Source organism: Spongiactinospora sp. 9N601, from assembly GCF_044326295.1.
GTDB classification, from domain to species: Bacteria; Actinomycetota; Actinomycetes; order Streptosporangiales; family Streptosporangiaceae; genus Spongiactinospora; species Spongiactinospora gelatinilytica.
In genome coordinates, this window is sequence record NZ_JBIRBB010000004.1 from 485,627 (window position 1) to 503,659 (window position 18,033).

15 protein-coding genes are annotated in these 18,033 nt (G+C 70.3%); 5 read left to right on the forward strand and 10 right to left on the reverse strand.

Going from position 1 to position 18,033, the window contains the following annotated elements; translation table 11 throughout:
- The first annotated feature begins 80 nt into the window (after window positions 1-80).
- Complete coding sequence (locus ACH34R_RS12085) at window positions 81-1,799, forward strand: DUF4082 domain-containing protein (RefSeq protein WP_397561453.1); 1,719 nt, start codon at window positions 81-83, stop codon at window positions 1,797-1,799.
- On the opposite strand, the gene ACH34R_RS12090 is transcribed toward ACH34R_RS12085, so the two are convergent.
- The 3 genes from ACH34R_RS12090 to ACH34R_RS12100 all read right to left on the reverse strand — a co-directional run bounded on the left by ACH34R_RS12090 (window position 1,796) and on the right by ACH34R_RS12100 (window position 4,274).
- A complete protein-coding gene (locus ACH34R_RS12090) occupies window positions 1,796-2,689 on the reverse strand; it encodes a DUF2268 domain-containing protein (protein ID WP_397561454.1) in 894 nt (297 codons plus the stop codon). The two genes, ACH34R_RS12085 and ACH34R_RS12090, sit on opposite strands and share 4 nt — an antisense overlap.
- Before the next feature lie 268 nt (window positions 2,690-2,957).
- The gene (locus tag ACH34R_RS12095) at window positions 2,958-3,191 is read right to left on the reverse strand and encodes a DUF397 domain-containing protein (RefSeq protein ID WP_111170225.1); all 234 of its coding nucleotides are present in this window, start codon (window positions 3,189-3,191) and stop codon (window positions 2,958-2,960) included.
- A gap of 183 nt (window positions 3,192-3,374) precedes the next feature.
- Complete coding sequence (locus tag ACH34R_RS12100; protein WP_397561455.1) at window positions 3,375-4,274, reverse strand: helix-turn-helix domain-containing protein; 900 nt, start codon at window positions 4,272-4,274, stop codon at window positions 3,375-3,377.
- Between the two features lie 227 nt (window positions 4,275-4,501).
- On the opposite strand from ACH34R_RS12100, the gene ACH34R_RS12105 reads away from it, so the two are divergent.
- Window positions 4,502-4,966, forward strand: coding sequence for an ATP-binding protein (locus ACH34R_RS12105; protein ID WP_397561456.1), 465 nt, complete (start codon window positions 4,502-4,504; stop codon window positions 4,964-4,966).
- 66 nt (window positions 4,967-5,032) lie between these two features.
- On the forward strand, window positions 5,033-6,112 hold the full coding sequence (locus ACH34R_RS12110) for a quinone-dependent dihydroorotate dehydrogenase (protein WP_397561457.1): 1,080 nt from the start codon (window positions 5,033-5,035) through the stop codon (window positions 6,110-6,112).
- Between the two features lie 5 nt (window positions 6,113-6,117).
- Here ACH34R_RS12110 and ACH34R_RS12115 read toward each other — a convergent pair whose 3' ends face one another.
- The 5 genes from ACH34R_RS12115 to ACH34R_RS12135 all read right to left on the reverse strand — a co-directional run bounded on the left by ACH34R_RS12115 (window position 6,118) and on the right by ACH34R_RS12135 (window position 14,245).
- Window positions 6,118-9,633: a S8 family serine peptidase gene (locus tag ACH34R_RS12115; RefSeq protein WP_397561458.1), complete on the reverse strand. Its 3,516-nt coding sequence runs from the start codon at window positions 9,631-9,633 to the stop codon at window positions 6,118-6,120.
- 183 nt (window positions 9,634-9,816) lie between these two features.
- Window positions 9,817-11,439, reverse strand: coding sequence for a beta-N-acetylhexosaminidase (locus tag ACH34R_RS12120; RefSeq protein ID WP_397561459.1), 1,623 nt, complete (start codon window positions 11,437-11,439; stop codon window positions 9,817-9,819).
- A gap of 54 nt (window positions 11,440-11,493) precedes the next feature.
- Window positions 11,494-12,339, reverse strand: coding sequence for an N-acetylmuramoyl-L-alanine amidase (locus tag ACH34R_RS12125; protein WP_397561460.1), 846 nt, complete (start codon window positions 12,337-12,339; stop codon window positions 11,494-11,496).
- 326 nt (window positions 12,340-12,665) lie between these two features.
- Window positions 12,666-12,920: a hypothetical protein gene (locus ACH34R_RS12130; RefSeq protein ID WP_397561461.1), complete on the reverse strand. Its 255-nt coding sequence runs from the start codon at window positions 12,918-12,920 to the stop codon at window positions 12,666-12,668.
- Window positions 12,921-13,153: 233 nt separating this feature from the next.
- A complete protein-coding gene (locus ACH34R_RS12135; RefSeq protein WP_397561462.1) occupies window positions 13,154-14,245 on the reverse strand; it encodes a LacI family DNA-binding transcriptional regulator in 1,092 nt (363 codons plus the stop codon).
- A 232-nt stretch (window positions 14,246-14,477) separates the two neighbouring features.
- Between ACH34R_RS12135 and ACH34R_RS12140 the strand changes: the two genes are divergently transcribed.
- Window positions 14,478-15,167: a TetR/AcrR family transcriptional regulator gene (locus ACH34R_RS12140; RefSeq protein WP_397561463.1), complete on the forward strand. Its 690-nt coding sequence runs from the start codon at window positions 14,478-14,480 to the stop codon at window positions 15,165-15,167.
- Between the two features lie 144 nt (window positions 15,168-15,311).
- Here the strand turns inward: ACH34R_RS12140 and bldC are convergent, their stop codons facing one another.
- On the reverse strand, window positions 15,312-15,515 hold the full coding sequence (gene bldC / locus ACH34R_RS12145) for a developmental transcriptional regulator BldC (RefSeq protein ID WP_013133571.1): 204 nt from the start codon (window positions 15,513-15,515) through the stop codon (window positions 15,312-15,314).
- A 321-nt stretch (window positions 15,516-15,836) separates the two neighbouring features.
- Window positions 15,837-16,760, reverse strand: coding sequence for a hypothetical protein (locus tag ACH34R_RS12150; protein WP_397561464.1), 924 nt, complete (start codon window positions 16,758-16,760; stop codon window positions 15,837-15,839).
- A gap of 116 nt (window positions 16,761-16,876) precedes the next feature.
- On the opposite strand from ACH34R_RS12150, the gene ACH34R_RS12155 reads away from it, so the two are divergent.
- Complete coding sequence (locus ACH34R_RS12155; RefSeq protein WP_397561515.1) at window positions 16,877-17,980, forward strand: Glu/Leu/Phe/Val dehydrogenase; 1,104 nt, start codon at window positions 16,877-16,879, stop codon at window positions 17,978-17,980.
- The last annotated feature ends 53 nt before the right edge of the window (window positions 17,981-18,033 follow it).

Genomic DNA, 18,033 nt, shown 5'->3' on the forward strand with positions numbered 1-18,033 from the left:
AGGTACGCACGACACATACCGGGTGGCTAAACGTCGCGGAGGTCGCAGACATGACCGGTAGGCATATCCCGAGTCCTGGCATGGACGGTGAGAGCGCGTTACCGGACCGGCGGCGGAGACGCCGCGGCGTTGTGGCCGTGATCGTGGCGGCCTTCCTGGTGGGAGCGGCGGTACCCATCGTGTGGCTGGCCAACCGCGGCCCGCAGCAGGTACTGGTCGCCCCGGCCGGCGCGGCGGCGCCCATCCGCGAAGCGCAGGAGACGAGCCTGTGGAACTCCCAGGAGATCGTCCCGGCCAGATACCGCGACCGCGGCGCGGTCGAACTCGGCACCCGCTTCACCGCCTCCCGCGACGGCTGGGTGCTCGGCGTGCGGTTCTTCAAGGCCAAGGGCGACCGCGGCGGGCACACCGGCAGCCTGTGGGACTCCCACGGGCGGCGGGTCGCCCGCGTCACGTTCACCGGTGAGAGCGCGACCGGCTGGCAGCAGGCGCACTTCGCCGAGCCGGTGCGGATCAAGGCCGGGCGCGTCTACACGGTCTCCTACCACGCGCGGCAGGGCGTCTTCGTGGGCACGCCGGGGTTCACCTCGGTGGAGTCCGGGCCGCTGCGCTCGGCGTGGGGCAAGGCGGGCGTGTACCAGTACGGCAGGAGCGCCTACCCGCGCAGGGCGAACCCGCGCTCCTACAACTACTGGGTCGACGTGATCTTCCGCTGGTACGAGTGGCGGCGTCCGACGCCCAAGCCCACCCCGACCTCGAAGCCGACCCCCACTCCCAGCGAGTCGGAGACGCCCGAGCCGTCGCCCACGGTGAGCGAACCCACCGAGACCCCGACCCCGACCCCCACGGACGAACCGACGAAGGAACCCACCAGGGAACCGTCCGAGACTCCGACCCCGACCCCCACGGACGAGCCGACCACAGAGCCGACGAAGGAGCCGACGAAGGAGCCGACCAAGGAGCCGACGAAGACCCCGACGCCGACTCCCACCGACTCCGACCCGCCCAGCGGTGACTGCGCCTACCCCGCGCCCGGCTGCGTCGGCGTTCCGGAGGGCACCCAGCTCCAGGAACTCCCGCTGAACCTCGACGGCGACGCCTACCGCGTCACCAAGGCGGGCACCGTGCTCGACGGCGTCTACGTACCGGGCCACCTGGTGCTCCACGCGAACAACGTGAAGATCGTCAACAGTCAGATCGACGGCAGCGTGATCAACAACGACGGCCCCAAGACGTACTCCTTCGAGATCAGCGACTCGACCGTCGGCGCGGAGTCCGGCTGTGAGACCCATCCGGGAGTCGGCTGGGACAAGTACAAGGCCACCAGGGTCCATGTGCGCAACCACAGCGACGGCTTCCGGGCCTCGGGCAACGACATCGAGATCCGGGACTCCTACATCAAGCTGTGCTCCAACCCGGGCGACCACTCCGACGGGATCCAGGCGTACAAGACCGGCACGGGCCTGATCTTCGACCACAACACGATCGACCAGCGGTTCGCCAAGGACGCCACCGCCCCGATCTTCCTGGTGGACGACTACCAGCGGGACGTCGTGGTCACCGACAACCTGGTCATGGGCGGCACCTACAGCATCCAGGTCCGCAACGTGGCCGGGGAGGCCGTGGTGCGCGGCAACCGGCTGGTGAACAAGTCGTGGGTGTACGGCCCGACGGAGAGCGACTGCCGTACCGTCGACTGGTCGGACAACACGCTGGTGACCATCGACAAGAACTACCGCATCACCTCGACCGTCGGCCCGCTCCGGTGCGACGGCCCGCAGGGCAAGGGCCAGGACTAGCGGGAAGGATCGGTGGCGGAGAGCGCGATGCCCGCGTTCGCGGCGATCGCGAGGCCGGGCAGTACGGTGCTCTCCGCCACGGTCAGCCCGGTGGCGGCCAGGTGGGCGTCCACGATGCGCAGTCCGACGGCATAGCCGGACATGCTCGGGACGCCCACCGGCTCATATCCGAAGCGGACCATGGCCGGGTCGCCCAGGACGTACCCGAGGGCGGTGCCCATCCCCGGGCGTTCGATGTCGGCGACCGTCTTGGCGTAGGCCCCTTCCAGTTCCTCGCCCGCGACCATCTCCGACCACGGGCCCATGGCCTCCGGCCCGGACAGCTCCCTGACGAACGCCTCCGCCAGCCCCTCGGCGACCACGTGTTCCCCGACGGGGACCGTGGCCGGGTTCCACTCCACGTTCGCGTAGCGGACCTGGTGGTGGAACTCGTGGACCCCGCAGTGCGCGATCTTGCCGATCACGTCGTCGTCCGGCCAGGCCAGCAGGTACAGCCAGCCGGGCACGCCGCCCATGCCGTAGTAGCCGGCCGCGGTCCGCATCAGGTGCTCGTTGTCCGGGTCGCCGAGCACGAACATCACCTGGAGCCGGTCGGGGTGCTTGATCCCGGGCACCCGCGCCCGCAGGTGGCCGAGCGCGCGGTGGATCTCCCGCTCGATCTGGCCGAGCACGTCCTCGGCGGCCAGCCGTTCCAGGGCCGTCGCGTACCGGGGGTCGTCGGTGTCGATTCTGAATCCGCCGCCCTTGTGGTGGACGTCCACGGGGTCGCCGGGCGGCATCGAGCCGGCCATCGGCGCCAGCATCGCGCGCAGCGCGTCGGCCCGCCGTTCCCGGGGCAGGGTGATGATCTCCGCCATGGTGGAGATCGTGTCGTGTACGACCAGTTCCATGCGGGGTACGGTAAAGCCTCCCGTTACGGGAGGCTCAAGGGAGTTCTGCGGGGGCGCAGGGGGCCTGCACACGGCGGGGCTTGGACACCGTACGGGCTTGGACACCGCACGGGCCTGGACACCGCACTGGCTTGGACACCGCACGGGCCTGGACACCGTACGGGCTTGGGCACCGCCGGGGCCGCCCGGCCGCGTAGGCGGCGTGGCGGGTCCGGCCGATCCCCGGCGGCCGGATGTGACCGAGTTCGTGGCGTTGTTGTGGCGTCGGTCAGTTGATCATGTCGTCGAACTCGCCGTCCTTGGCGCCCAGAATGAAGGCCCTGATCTCGGCGTTGGTGTAGACGAGAGCCGGGCCCCCCGGGTGCCGGGAGTTCCGCACGGCGACGCCCCCGTCCGCCAGCGGGGCCACCTCGACGCAGTTGCCGTTGGGGTTGCTGTGCCGGCTCTTGCGCCAGGCGACGGTGAGGCTGTCGGCGGGTACACCGTTGTGGATCGAGTTCATCCTTGTCTCCCCGAGCTGCTGTGCAGTGCGTACCAATGCACGTGCATCTGCGATTGCATGTCGCAAGATACGCCAAAATTCCCGGGCATGTGCATGGACCGCGACATTTATGGCGGTAGCGCAAGGTACTTCCCGCTGTTCAGGGAGACGGCGGGCGGCGACCCGGGTAACTGGGGGCAGACGTCAGTCGGACAGTTCGTTACGCAGCCTGCTCAGGAACCGCTTGCTGTCGGCGGCGCAGTCGGCCTGGACGCACAGGCTGTCCATCACCTCCATATAGCGCTCGGTCTCCTCCAGCTTGTCCAGGTAGAGGGCGCTGTCGAGCTGTTCCATGTAGACGACGTCGGGGAGTTCGCGCTCGCGGAACCGCAGCAGGGTGAACGGCCCGCCCGCCGCCGCGTGCCCGCCCCGGTCGAACGGCACGATCTGGAGGGTCACGTTGGGCAGCTCGATGGCGTGCAGCAGGTGCTCGACCTGGGCGCGCATGATCTCCCGGCCGCCCAGCGGGCGGCGCAGCACGGCCTCGTCCATCACCACCCACAGCACGGGGGCGTCCGGGCCGGTCAGCCGCTGCTGGCGGCGCATCCGCAGGTCGATGCGGCGGTCCAGCTCGTCGCCCGGGGCCGCGGAGTTGGCCAGCAGGATCACCGAACGGGCGTAGTCGCGGGTCTGGAGCAGCCCGGGGACGAACTGGATCTCGTAGGAGCGGATCGTGCAGGCGGCCTCCTCAAGGCCGACGTACACCTCGAACCAGCCGGGGAGCAGGTCCGTGTACTTGTGCCACCAGCCGGGGGAGTTGGCCTGGCGGGCGAGGGCGAGCAGCGGGGCGCGTTCGTCGGGGTCGGTCACGCCGTACAGGGTGAGGAGGTCGGCGACGTCGCGTTCCTTGAAGCTGACCCGGCCCAGCTCCAGCCGGCTGATCTTCGCGTGCGAGCCCCTGATGGCGTGGCCGGCGGCCTCGCGGGTGATGTCCTTGGCGGTGCGCAGCCGCCGGAGTTGGGTGCCGAGCAGGATACGCAGGATCGTCGGCCCCCCGGAGCCGGGCGAGAGTAACGATCCGCTGTCGGCCGGTTCTGCGATCAACGCCGTGCTCCCTGTCGATCAAGTTGAACAATCAAGTAGTGTCGCACGTTCCCCGACTAACGTACAGTGCTTCTGCACGTGCATACGCACATGCAAAGGTAACGTTCGGAAGAACTTGCATCAGCACCGTTCCGATGTACTTGCACGAGATTCACCGTCGGGCAAAGATGTCCTTTGAACGACTTGCCCGGACCGCGCGCACCTTCGATCGCCCTGGGGACGTTTCCATGACGACACCTGTAGCACGGCAGCGGGCCGCGACGGGGGAACCCCCGCCCCCGGCCTGGCTGCTCACCGCTCTGGTGAACGACGGCCAACCGCGGTTCCCCGGCCTTGACGTCTGCACGCCCGCCTCGCCGGCGGTCGCCCGCGAGTTCGCCGTCTCGGTGCTCGGCGACTGGGCCTCACCCGAGTGCTCCTACGATGCCCAGCTCATCGTCTCCGAGCTGGTCACCAACGCGATGCGGCACGCGGGCGGGCTGGTCGGGCTGCGGCTGGTGCGCAGCGACCGGCAGGTGGCCTGCGCGGTCTCCGACTCCAGCGTGGCCGCCCCCACCCTCACCGAACAGGACTGCTTCGCCGAGACCGGCCGCGGCCTGCACCTGGTTCAGGCGCTCAGCGTCTGCTGGGGCTGGTTCCCGCTCGACGACCACGGCAAGACCGTCTGGGCGGTGCTCGACACCTCGGGCTGAGCCGGGCCGCGTCCGGCCGTGTCCCCGGAGGAGCGCGCGCTGATCGCGGCGGTACGCTGAGCCCTGATGTACCGACTCCTGTTCACGCAGGTCCTGGCGCGGTTCGACGCCGAGGCCGTGCACCATCTCACCGTCAGGGCGTTTCGCGTGCTCGCGTTGCTGCCCCTGCTCAAAGGGCTGATCCACCGCTCGCTGGCCCCCCGTGACCCCGCCCTGCGGATCAAGGCGTTCGGCGTCCACTTCCCCGGGCCGCTCGGCCTGGCCGCCGGGTTCGACAAGGACGCGGGCTGCGTCCCGGCCCTGGCCGCGCTCGGGTTCGGCTTCGTCGAGGTCGGTACCATCACCGCGCACGCCCAGCCAGGCAACGCCAGGCCGCGCCTGTTCCGGCTGGTCCGCGACCGGGCCATCGTCAACCGGATGGGCTTCAACAACGCGGGCGCGCACGCCGCGGCGGCCCGGCTGCGCCGTCCGCGCGGCCTGCCCGCCGTGGTCGGGGTCAACATCGGCAAGACCAAGGTGGTGCCGGAGTCCGAGGCCGTCGCCGACTACGTGACCTGCGCCAAGGAGCTGGCCCCGCTCGCCGACTACCTGGTGGTCAACGTCAGCTCGCCCAACACGCCCGGCCTGCGCGACCTCCAGACGGCAGGCAAGCTCCGCCCGCTGCTCACCGAGGTCAAGCAGGTGGCCGCGGCCACCACCCGGCGCACGCCGCTGCTGGTGAAGATCGCCCCCGACCTGGCCGACGACGACATCGACGCCATCGCCGACCTCGCGGTGGAACTGGAGCTGGACGGCATCATCGCCACCAACACCACGATCGAGCGCCCGCCCGGCGTCCACGTCCCGCCCGGGGCCGAGACCGGGGGGCTGTCCGGCCGCCCGCTCAAGGACCGCTCGCTGCGGGTGCTGCGCAGGCTGCGGGCCCGCGTCGGCGACCGGATCACGCTGGTGTCGGTCGGCGGCGTGGAGGACGTGGACGACGTGTGGGAACGCCTGCTGGCCGGCGCGTCCCTGGTCCAGGGGTACACGGGCTGGATCTACGGCGGCCCGTTCTGGGCCGCCCGCATCCACCGGCAGCTCGCCCGGCGGCTGCGGCGGCACGGCGTGAAGTCCGTCCAGGACGTCATCGGCCGCACCGCCGCCTGACCCGGCTACTCGTCGGCCCGGTCGGACCGCTCGGAGACACGGATCGCGTTGACGATCGTGGCGCCCTGCCGGGTGGCGAAGCGCACGTTGAGCTGACCGTCATCGACCCGGACCGTGTACTGCCGGGCCGACGCCGTGTACGTGCCCGACTCCAGCGCCAGGTCCAGCGCCGGGATCGCGAGCGCGCCCTCCACCAGCACGTCGAAGACCCGCGCGCCCGGCCTGGTGGAGCGCAGGTCGGCGAAGTCCAGCTCGACGGTGTAGACGCCGTCCGGGATGTCGTCGAAGCGGTACTCCAGCATCGACTCCCTGGCCGTGCGGTACAGGGCCTGGTCCTCGGTGCCCTTGATGGTCCTGGACGTGGCCTCTGTCCGGTTCCGTGTGGCGATGTAGCCGTACGAGCCCTCGGTGTACCGCCGATCGGGAGCCCACGCGTCGCCTCCGGCGTCGGTCACCGGCCCTGAGCCGCCCGCGTCCACGGCGATCTGCAACTTCGTCACCACGAGCGTGACCTTGATGTCGATCACCGGCTGCCGGCCACTGGCGGACTTCACCACCAGCTTGCCCAGCCAGTACGTGCCGGGCTCCTTGCCGGTGCTGTCGAACGTGACCTTGACATCCGCCGCCTGCCCCGCGGCCAGCTCGCCCGCCTTCGGGCTCACGCCGAACCAGCTCCGGTCCCCGGTCGCGGTGTACGCGACCGGCGCTCCCAGGTTCGTGAGCCGGAGCGTCTTGGACCTGGTGGAGTCGGTGTGCATCACCGCGGTCAGTTCCGTGGTCGAGGCGCTGACGCTGCCCGTGATCAGCTTGGTGTCGAGCCTGGTCGGCTCGCCGGGGGTGATCGTGATCGGCTTCTCGACCGTGCCGTAGTGCTCCATGGAGACCTTCACCTGGTGGTCCCCGGAGAGCACCTGGCCGAAGAACGCGCCGTCCTCACCGGTGGTGAGCGTGGCCACGTCCCCGATGGCGACGGTGGCCCCGGCCAGCGGCTTGCCGTCGTTGGCGTCGGTGACCACGCCGCCGACCAGGCCGTGCCCGCTCGGGGTGATCTCGATGCCCTGCCCGCTGGAGACGGCCGGCTCGTTGTAGGAGTACATCAGCGCGTCGGTGCTCGTGGCGTTCTCGATGCCGATGGTGGCACTGGCGCCCCGCTCGTCCGCGCTGTCGATGTCCTTGTAGCGGAAGCCGATCGAACCGTCCTCACCGAGCAGCGCCGAGAACGTGACGCGGTGCTCGCGCCGGTCCTGGAAGGTCACGTTGCGCCATTCGACGACGTACCGGCGATGCGGGGCGACGCCGGTCACCCCCGTGTAGATCGCGCCCGCGTCGTCCACCACGATGTCGTCCCAGAACGGATAGACGGTGTTGTCCGGGATGAACTCGGTCGGGAGACTGCTGTTGCCGCTGTTGATCTCGTAGTCGGTGTCGAGGCCGATGTACCCGTTCGTGTTGACCCACGCCATCTTGGTGCCCTTGCCGTAGTACGGGACCGGGAAGGGCAGGTCGACCCATCTGGCGTCGTCGTCGCCCTGCAAGTTCAGCTTGTCGGTGCCGGCCACGAACTCGTGCGGGCCGTCGGAGCAGGTGTAGCCGAAGGTGTCGCTGCGCAGCGGCAGGTCGATGTCCTTGGTCGCCTCCCCGGCCACGGTGACCGGCGCGCTCGCGCCGGCCGAGCAGCGCGAGGCCGGGATGACCCGGAGGGTGTGGTCGCCGTGCGGCAGCGTCATGCGGTACCGGCCGGCGGCGTCCGTCACCGCGCGGACCGGAGTGTCCACGGCCTCGACCGTCGCGCCGGGCTCGGGGGTGCCGGTCGTGGTGACCGTTCCCGACACCACGGCCGTGGGCGTGCGCGGTAGCACGATGTCCGCGGCGGCGCTCTGCCCGGCGGCGATCGTGACGTTCGCGGTGGTCGTGTCGTAGCCGAACTTCGTCACGCTGACCCGGTAGTCGCCGGCCAGCAGGCGCGGCACGGCGAACGCGCCGTCCGGGCCGGTCGTGAGGTCGCGATCGACCGGGCCGCGCACGCTGACCACCGCGCCGGAGATCGGCGTGCCGTCAGAGGTCGCGGTGCCGCGCAGGTCGCCGAGCGGGTCGCGCGGCGCGGCCTGTACGGCGGCGTACGCGTCCAGCCGGCCCTCGCCCCACACGTTGTTGTCGGTCGCGGTGCCGCCGCAACTGGTGTCGTTCACGTCTGCCGCGCTGCCGTCGAGCACCTGCCGGGTGGCGGCGACCTTGCCCTGTAGCGACGGCGCGGCCGACCAGATCAGCGCCACCGTGGCCGCCACGTGCGGCGCGGCCATCGAGGTGCCGGAGTGGATCTCGTAGCCGCCGCCCGGGACGGAGGAGCGCACGTCCACGGCGGGGGCGGCGATGTTCGGCTTGATCTCGCCGTTCTCGCCCTCGCCCTTGCTCGACCTGTTGTACAGCGCGTTGTTCACGTCGAACCCGCCCACGCTGTAGCTCTGCACGTACTGGGCGGGGGAGTCACTGGTCCGGCAGGCCGGGCCGCTGTTGCCGTTGGAGAACACCGGGAAGATCCCGGCCGCGATCCAGGCGTCGACGCTCTCCTTGTACCAGTCGTCCAGCCCGCGTCCGCCCCAGGAGTTGTTCACGATGTCCGGGGCCAGGTCGGTACGCGGGTTGCGGCCGTTCAGGTCGGTCGGGGCGACCATCCACTGGGCCGCGGCGAGCAGCGCCTCCCTGCCGCACCTGCCGTCCACGCAGCTCTTGACGGCGATCCAGCGCGCGCCTGGCGCGACGCCGATGCCGTTCGCGCCGGTCATGGTGCCGTGGACGTGCGTGCCGTGGCCGTACTCGTCGCACGGCGCGGCGCTCGGGCACGTGCCCGTGGCGTCGTACCAGCTGTAGGCGTGACTCACCGTGCCGTCGGCGTTCCTGCCGCGGTAGGAGGCGGCCAGGTCCGGGTGATCGAAGTCGGCACCGGAGTCGATGCTGGCCACCACGACGCCTTCGCCGCGGTCGTCGCGCTCGCCCCACACGCGCGGGGCGTTGATCCGGTCGACGTTCCACTCGACGGCGTTGACCTTCGCCGCGGCCTGGCCGGGCGCCGGCTTGGGCAGTGTGACGGTGGTGTCCGGGGTGATGCTCTCCACCTCGGGCAGCTTGGCGATCTCGGCCGTCAGCTCGCTGCCGGCGGTCACGCGTACCTCGTTGACGATCCAGTACGCGCTGAAGTCGGCGTGCTCGGACTCCAGCAGTTCGCGCAGATTCGCCTGGGAGGAGGTGGCCTGCTTGGTCTTGGCCCGGTAGACCTGTGCGGCCTTGTCGTCCTTGGTCTTGGCCCGCCGGGCCGCGCCGAGATCGGCGTCGCCTTTCAGGCGGACCCAATAGGTCGCCTTGCCGGTCGTGTCGAGTTGGGCCTGAACGGTTTTGGCTATTTTGCTCGGGTCGGGTGCGGCGGCCTGTGCCATTCCGGTGGACAACAGGCCGCTCGGGAGCAGAAGGCACAAGACGACGGCGATCCTGGTCAGGACCGTACGCCGGTAGGGGGTGTTCGGCACGCGCTCTCCTTCTCGCAATGGGGAGAGGTGATCTTTACGCCTCTGCCGAGAAGGGTGAAGAGATCGGGTCGGCAACGCAAGGGGGCCGGTTTAACAAAAGCGCGAAAGTCATGAAACGTCATCAGGTCAGGACAAATGCCGCACCCCCTCTGACGAGGGATGCGGCATTTGCCCATGCCCCGCTCAGGTGCTGGCGCTGTAGGTTTCGGAGTTACGGGTCATGGTCTCCAGGCGTTCCATGATCGCGCGGACATCGATCACTCCGGGGCGGCTCCGGCGCCGGCCGGTGCCGCCGCGCTGCCACGGGCGCGGCCCGGCGGGCGGGCGGTACTCCACGCCGAAGGCGTCCAGCCGGCGCAGGTGACCGGGAAGGCCCGCCAGGTCGGACGGCGTGCCGGACCAGTTGATCTCGGCCAGGACCGAGCCGCGCGGCCAGGCGCGGTAGTCGAGGGTGCGGGCGTCCGGGATGCGTTCGCTCCACAACTGGGCCTGGGCGCCGAGCACGCGTGCGCGCTCCTCCGCCGTCCACGACGCCGGAGCCACCTCGAAGGCCGCCACGTCCCGCAAGGTGATCGCCTCGCCGATGGCCAGCGGCTCTTCCGGGGACCCCGACTCTCCGTAGTCGAAGTACAGCGGGAAGACCGGCGTCATCACCACGTCGTGCCCGGCCGCCGCGGCCTCGCGGGCGATGGCCGCTCCCCGCCACGGCATCACGACCGTGTCCTGGCGGAGTTCGCCGTTGCCGAACGCCTCGTCCCACACGACGGCCCGCGTGCCGCGTTCGGCCAGGATGTCCGCCAGCCTGCGCAGGAACCACGCGTGCAGGTCACCGAGCGTGGCCAGGCCCAGCGAACGCTGATACCCGGTGATCTCGGCGGACGCCGCCCAGTCGTCCAGCACGCACTCGTCGCCGCCGATGTGGATGAACGGGGCCGCGCCCAGCGCCTCGCCCACCTCGCCGAGCACCACCGAAAGGAAGTCCACGGTCGGGGGCAGCGGGGACAGGATCGCGGGGGAGACGCCCCACCGGTCGAGCACCGCGTGCGTCCGGTCCGGCTGCGGGCCGTACTCCGGATAGGCCGCCAGCAGCGCGCTCGCGTGCCCCGGCACGTCGATCTCCGGTACGACGGTGATCGCCCGCGCGCGGGCGTAGGCGGCGATCTCGGCGAGGTCGGCCAGCGTGTAGTGGCCGCCGTGCGGGACCTCGTCGTAGGCCGGTTCCTCGCCGTAGGAACTGGATATCGTACGCGGCCGGTGCGAACCGATCTCGTGCAGCCGCGGGTAGGCCCGGCTCTCGATCCGCCAGCCCTGGTCGTCCACCAGGTGCAGGTGGAGGGTGTTCAGCTTGTGCAGGGCCATGATGTCGAGCTGGCGCAGCACCTCGCGCTTGGGCAGGAAGTGCCGGGCCACGTCCAGGTGCAGGCCCCGCCAGGAGTGCCGGGGGGCGTCCTCGATGTGGACGCCGGGCACGGTCCAGACGCCCGCGGGCGGCACCGACCGGTACGCGTCCGCAGGCAGGAGCTGCCGGAGCGTCTGCGCCGCGTAGAACGCCCCGGAACGTTCCGCCGCCCCGATCCGTACGCCCGCAGCTCCCACGTCGAGCGTGTACTCCTCGGGCCCCAGCTCCGGCCGGTGTTCCACCCGGATGTCGCCGCCGCCGTCGGTCACCCGGAGGTCGAGTACGGCGAGCGCCGTCCGGACCCCGTCCACCAGCGCGCCGGCCCCCGACACCGCCACACCGGCCCGCAAATCGAACGATCCACCCACGTGTTCCGCGTGCCGAGGCCGCGGCAACAGATCAGTCATGCCTTCAGATCATGCCAAAGGCACCGGAAAACGGTAGGTCCGAAAATCGGTGGATCAGGTCAGGTAGCGCTGCATGCCGGTGGCGATCGACTCGGCGATCTTCTGCCGGAACGCCGGCGACCGGAACTTGGCCGCCTCCCCGGAATTGCGCATGTTCCCGCACTCCAGGAAGATCTTCGGCACCGTGGACAGGTTGAGCCCGCCCAGGTCGTTGCGGAAGTCGAGGGCCTTGCTGCCGATGTAGGTGCTGTACGGCAGGCCGGTGCCCGCCCGGAAGGCGTCCCTGACCGTGATGCCGAGCTTGCGCGAGTCGCCCACCACCGGATCGACCGGCCCGCCGATCTTCTTCGGCATGATGACGTGGAACCCGTGGTTGGCGGCCCCCGCGCCGTCGGCGTGGATCGAGATGGCGGCGTCGGCCTTGGCCTTGTTGCCCGCGGCGGCCCGCTCGGTGATGCAGGGCCCGACGCCGGTGTTGTTCTTCCTGGTCAGCTTGACCGTGGCGCCGCGCGCCTTGAGGATCTTGGCCACCCGCTGGGAGACGTCCCAGGTGAAGGCGGCCTCGCTGTAGCCGTCGTTGGTGGAGGTGCCGGTGGTGTCGCACGGCTTGCGCTTGGTGAGCACGTCCACCTGACGGTTGATGACCTCGGGGTGCTTGGCGTTGCCGCCGTTGTGACCGGGGTCGATCACCACGACCTTGCCGCGCAGCGGCTCGTCGGCGGACGCGCCCGGGGCGGGCTCGCCCTTGGGTTCTTCCGGCTGGGTCGTGGCGGGCGGGACCTGCCGGGCGTCGGCCGATGAGGGGTTGAAGCGCAGGGTGGTCTCGCCCGACCCGCAGGCCGCCACGGTCAGGCCGCACAGGGCGGCGAGCGCCGCGCCGGCGGCTGCTCGACTTGTCACGATCTCCCCCTCTGTGTGCCGTTCAGCCCGTTGAGCGCTTGACGGGACTTTCCACACGTTCCCAGCAAAGCACCTTTCCGGTCCGCCTCGCGGTGGAACCCGGCCGGCACCCCAACTTACGCGCTCCCCGCCCATGACCGGGCCGCCCTGAACGTTCCACACCCGCCCCGCCACCCCCAAAAGGCTCCGCAAAGAACGGCCAAGGCCCTCTGGGCGGCCGTCAAGAGCCGCCAGAGGGCCTTAAGGGCAATTTGGGTCCCTTAGGGTTGCCCGCCGATCAGGCCGGGCCCCTGCCGCGCTTCTGGCGGCTCCGGCCGCGCGAGTGCTCAGTACGCGGGCTCGTGGACATGCCCCGGCTGCCGCAGCAGCAGCGCCGCCAGCTCCCTGGCGTCCTCCGCGTCCAGCCCGAGGACCACGCGCGGCCGTCCCCAGGGATGGTCGATGGAGTGGGCCACGTAGCTCGCCACCGATTCGGCCGCCGGGTCGCTCTCGTGGCCGTGGGTGGCGCGCCAGCCGGTCCATGCCCGTTCGAGTTCCGCCGCCGCGCGTTGGGCGCAGGCCACCAGTTCCGGATCACGCATGTCTTCCCCCCGCTTCGTACGCCTACCTGCGACCCGGCGTACGCGGGGAAAGCCCCGCTCGCTGCCCCTTTGAACAGGCGGACGACCGGCCGGCCTGCGCGGGCCCGACGGCGACCCGCCGGGGGATCGACGTCACGGCCCCGAGTCAACACCAGGCGCACGGGGGCGCTTCGGGTGATTGACCCGGCCTTGAGGATTCCTTTCCGTGTTCTCGTGCGGGGGCAGCGGGCGGGTCAGGCGGGCGCGGGACCCGCGCTTCGCCGTACGACGAGCTTGGGGGTGACCTGGCGCATGCGCGAGACCTTCCCCGGGTCGCCGATCCGGTCGCTGAGCAGGGCGGCGGCCGACCTGCCCATGGCCCGGCGCGGCTGGTCCACCGTGGTCAGCGAGATGTGCTGGACGCCGGAAAGGTGGCTGTTGTCGTAGCCCACCACCGAAAGGTCCTCCGGCACCCGCAGGCCCAGCTCGCTCGCCGCGGTCAGCACGCCGAGCGCGGCCATGTCGTTCACCGCGAAGATAGCGGTCGGCCTGGGATCGCGGCTGAGCAGCGCGTGGGCCGCGCTGCGCCCGCTCTCCTCGGTGAAGTCGCCGTGCTCGACCATGATGTACGGCGCGAGCGCGTGCCTGCGCATCGCCACCAGATAGCCCTCGCAGCGGAACCTGGCCGCCGAGGACCGCGCCCCCTCGATGTGGGCGATCCTGCGGTGGCCGAGTTCCACCAGGTGATCGACGGCGAGCCGGGCGCCCAGTTCGTCATCGTCGACCACGATGTCCACACCCTCTAACTCGGTGTGGCGCTCGCCGACCACGACCGTCGGTGTGTACGACGTGGCCTCGATGAGCGTCGCGCTCACCGGCGCGATTCCGAGGAGGACCAGGCCGTCCACCCGTAGTTCGAGGAACGCCTCGACGGCCTCGTCCTCCAGGGTGGGCTCCCACTGGCTGTTGCCGATCAGCAGCCGCAGTCCCTCGCCGTGCAGGCTCTCCTGAAGGCCGTCGAGGAATTCGGCGTAGAACGGGTTGTGCAGGTCTGCCACGAGCGCGCCGACCAGATGGGTCCGGCCCTCGACGAGGCTGCGCGCCACCGCGTTTGGGCGGTAACCGAGTTCCCTGGCCGCCTGTAGCACCGCCTGCCGGCGATGCTCGCTGACATGGGGCGATCCGCGAAGTACCAGCGAGACCAGCGATTTGGAGACGCCGGCGCGTTCGGCCACGTTGCGAATCGTGGGCCGCGGGCGGGGTTGCCCGTAGCCCTCTGACGCGACGGCGTCGGCCATATTGCCGGCTCGTGTCGTGGTGGTGATGTTGACGGGCGGTCCTGACATGTGTCTCCCCGCGGAGCGTGGATGGGCACCTGCCACACCAAACGATCGAGTTACCCGCAGGGTACGGCTCGGCGTGCGGGAACCATGTTTTCCTCCCATAGCGGACGTGAATCACGAGGTACCCGATGCCGGATTCAGGCGACATTTCATCAAAACTTCAAGGAATCGCCCGGCTGTATTCCGGGAAATCGCACACGGTGACTCCCCGCGCTCTCTTCGCTATCGTCGGAGCGTGGGTGCGAGATCCGAGGCGGCCGGATACGGCGGCGCCCGGGAAAGGCCCGATTCCGGCGTCACGCGCCGCCGCAGGCTCGGCGGGGACCGCAGGCGCGACGAGCTGATGGCCGCCGCCCTTGAGCTGTTCGGCGCCCGCGACCCCGACGACATCTCGATCGACGACGTGGCGGCGGCGGCCGGCGCGTCCCGCGCGCTGGTCTACCACTACTTCAGCGGCAAGCGGGAGCTGCGCGTGGCCGCGCTGCGCAGCGCGGCGGCGGGGCTGGAACGGCGCCCGCCCCCGGCGGACGGCGCCTGCCCGCTGGACGCCCTGGCGGGCGCGCTGGCACGGTACTTCGACTTCGCCGAGGAGCACGCCGCCGGATTCACCGCGCTGCTGCGCGGCGGCGGCGCCGGGCGCTGCGGTGAGGTCGGGAAGATCGTGGAGGGGGTGCGCGGCGAGCTGTTCGCGTCGCTGACCCGGCGGCTGCCGGTGCGCGAGCCGGGCGCGCTACTGCGGGTGACCCTGGGCTCGTGGATCGCGACTGTGGAGTCGGCGGCGCTGGACTGGCTGGAACACCGCGACGTCGAACGGCGGGCGCTGGAGCGCCTGCTGGTGGATCAGATGGTCGCCACGCTGACCGCCGCCGCCCGCCATGACCCCGAGGCGAGCCACGTGCTCCACAACCTCAAGAACGACCGCTGAGCCGACCAGGCGGTGAGGGGTGAACGGCGGGGGCGGGGGATTTCGGGTGACCTGTGATGGAGGGGGAGCCCCCAGTGGGGCGGCGCCGGGCGGGCGGCGCCGCTTGGTCCCCCCTGGGGCTGACGGTTGTCGTCCTCCTCGCGCCTACTCCGAGCGCTGCTGCGGAATGCCCGCGAGCAGCGCCCGGACCTCGGTCTCCCGGTAACGCCGGTGACCGCCGAGGGTGCGGATGGACGTCAACTTGCCCGCCTTGGCCCACCGGGTAACGGTCTTGGGGTCGACGCGGAACATGGTGGCGACCTCTGCCGGCGTGAGCAGTGGCTCGGCCTCGGGTGTACGAGCTGACATTTGTGCGGCCTCTCCTCCGTGTGGATCGGCGAGCGATCCTGCGACTGCGTTTGCGCTTGTCACGGATGTCCCCCTATGGCCCTTCGCGTGCGGCTTTCCCGGACCATATGCGGCATCACCCGATGTGACCATACAGCCACGTAGAGCGATTGGCGAGCCCTTCTGGGGCCCAACTAGGTGTCCACGCGGTGATGTCACGCTCGGTGATTCTAGCGACACGTTTCGTGGTATCGCAGTGAAAACGGCAAACTACTCAGTTCGCAGATGCGTGGCTGGGAGTCACCTGACCAACAGATGCAGGTCAGAGGGACGATTTGGGGCTCAGTTGGCAGATTCCAGGACCTGGATCGACTTCCATCTGAGGATGACCCTCTGATACATGGCGAAAGCAAGTTCTTCTTGACCGGTGTCCAGCCCGGTGAGGGCCGCCGCCAGCTCGGCCACCGACTGGTCGGTGCGCAGGGTGTCGTCGTCCATCAGGTGGACGAGGCCGCCGTAGTCGAGCTCCACCAGCGAATGCGGATGGAACTCCTCCAGCCAGCGCCCGACCTCCTCCACGTCGGCCGTGGTGGGCACCTCCCCGACGTGCCTGCGGATCACGTTGAGCGACCGGGCCACCCGCCTGCGGGCCTGGGCCATGGAGGTGACGTAGATCAGCGTCCGGGTGGGCGAGGTGGGCGGCGCGGCCGTCGGGGACGACGGCGAGCCCGCCTGCTCGTGCCCGGCGTCGGCCTTGGGCGTGCCCGGCCTGGGCGGCGCGCCGTCCAGCACCAGCCAGCGCTCCGCCCCGTCGAACAGCACCAGCCACGGCGTGGGAACGTGCCACGTCGAGGTAAGGATGTTGGTGCGCAGGGCCTCCGAGCCGCCGTCCCGCTTGAAGCGGTCGAAGTCGTCGGCGGTCTGCTCGGCGATGGCCTTGGGCACGAACCTGTCCATCAGCTTGACCGGCGTGCTCCCCCGGAAGCGGGAAAACGCCAGCCAGGAGCGCAGCCGGCTCTGCCAGGGACAGACGTAGAGCACGTCATCGACCCTGCGCAGGTAGGCGTTCCCGCTCTCCTGGGCGGGAGCGGGCAGCGGGGGCACGCCGAGCAGACGCCGTACCGACTCCACTTGCTCGGCGCGCAGGGCGCCCGCGCGGCGCGGCCTGTGGGGCGACGCGGCATAGGCATCCCAGTTGTGCCTCTCGGAGTCGGGGAACGCGCTCAGCGGCTCGTAGACGCGAAGGTACGCGGCATAGGGCAGCACGATGGCATCGTGTCATGAAGGACCCCCTGTTGTCCGGTATCACTGCCGGGCATGCGGTTACGCTGAGGGTGATCTCCGCCGCGCAGGGGCGGCGGACCGGACCGGGAGTCACCACCGTGACCGACGTCTTCGGGCTGTCCCAAAAGGACACGAGTCCCGTAAGTGGCCAGGCCGCGCATGAACAGGTCGTGTTCTGCGCCGACGAACGCAGCGGCCTGCGCGCCATCATCGCCATCCACAACACCGCACTGGGACCGAGCCTTGGGGGTACCAGGTTCTATCCCTACGACAACGAGCAGGCGGCGCTCGCCGACGTGCTCAACCTCTCCAGGGCCATGGCCTACAAGAACGCCCTGGCCGGGCTCGACCTCGGCGGCGGCAAGGCCGTCATCATCGGCGATCCGGTGAAGGACAAGTCCGAGGCGCTGCTACGCGCCTACGGGCGCTTCATCCAGTCGCTCGGCGGGCGCTACATCACCGCCTGCGACGTGGGCACCTACAGCGAGGACATGGACCTCATCGCCCGCGAGAGCGGCTACGTCACCGGCCGTACCCCGGCCAACGGCGGGGCCGGCGACTCCTCCATCCTCACCGCCTTCGGCGTCTTCCAGGGCATGCGCGCCGCCGCCCAGCACAAGTACGGCACACCGTCCCTGAAGGGCCGGCGGGTCGGCGTCGAGGGGGTCGGTAAGGTCGGCCACCGCCTGGTGGACCACCTGGTCGAGGCGGGCGCGGAGGTCGTGATCTGCGATGTCAGCGAGAAGGCCGTCGAGCGCGTCCGGGCCCGCCACCCGCAGGTGGAGGCGCTGGCCGGGCAGCAGGACATGATCGCCGCCGACATCGACGTCTACGCCCCCTGCGCGCTCGGCGGGTCGCTCGACGACGACACCGTGGCCAAGCTGCGTGCCGGGATCGTCTGCGGCGGGGCCAACAACCAGCTCGCCCACCCGGGCGTGGAGAAGCAGCTCGCCGAGCGTGGCGTCCTGTACGCGCCCGACTATCTGGTCAACTCCGGCGGTGTGATCCAGGTCGCGGATGAGATCGGCGGCTTCGACATGGAACGGGCGCGGGCAAAGGCGTCCCAGATCTTCGACACGACTCTCAAGATTTTCGCGATAGCCGCGGAGGAGGGGGTTCCTCCCGCCGTCGCAGCCGATAGGCTAGCTGAGCGCAGAATGTCGGAAGTCGGGCGGATTAGGGCCATTTGGTTGGGCCACTGATGGCCCGCGCCCATACGGCGTACCGAGCTGAGCGCAAAACAGGTACGGTAATA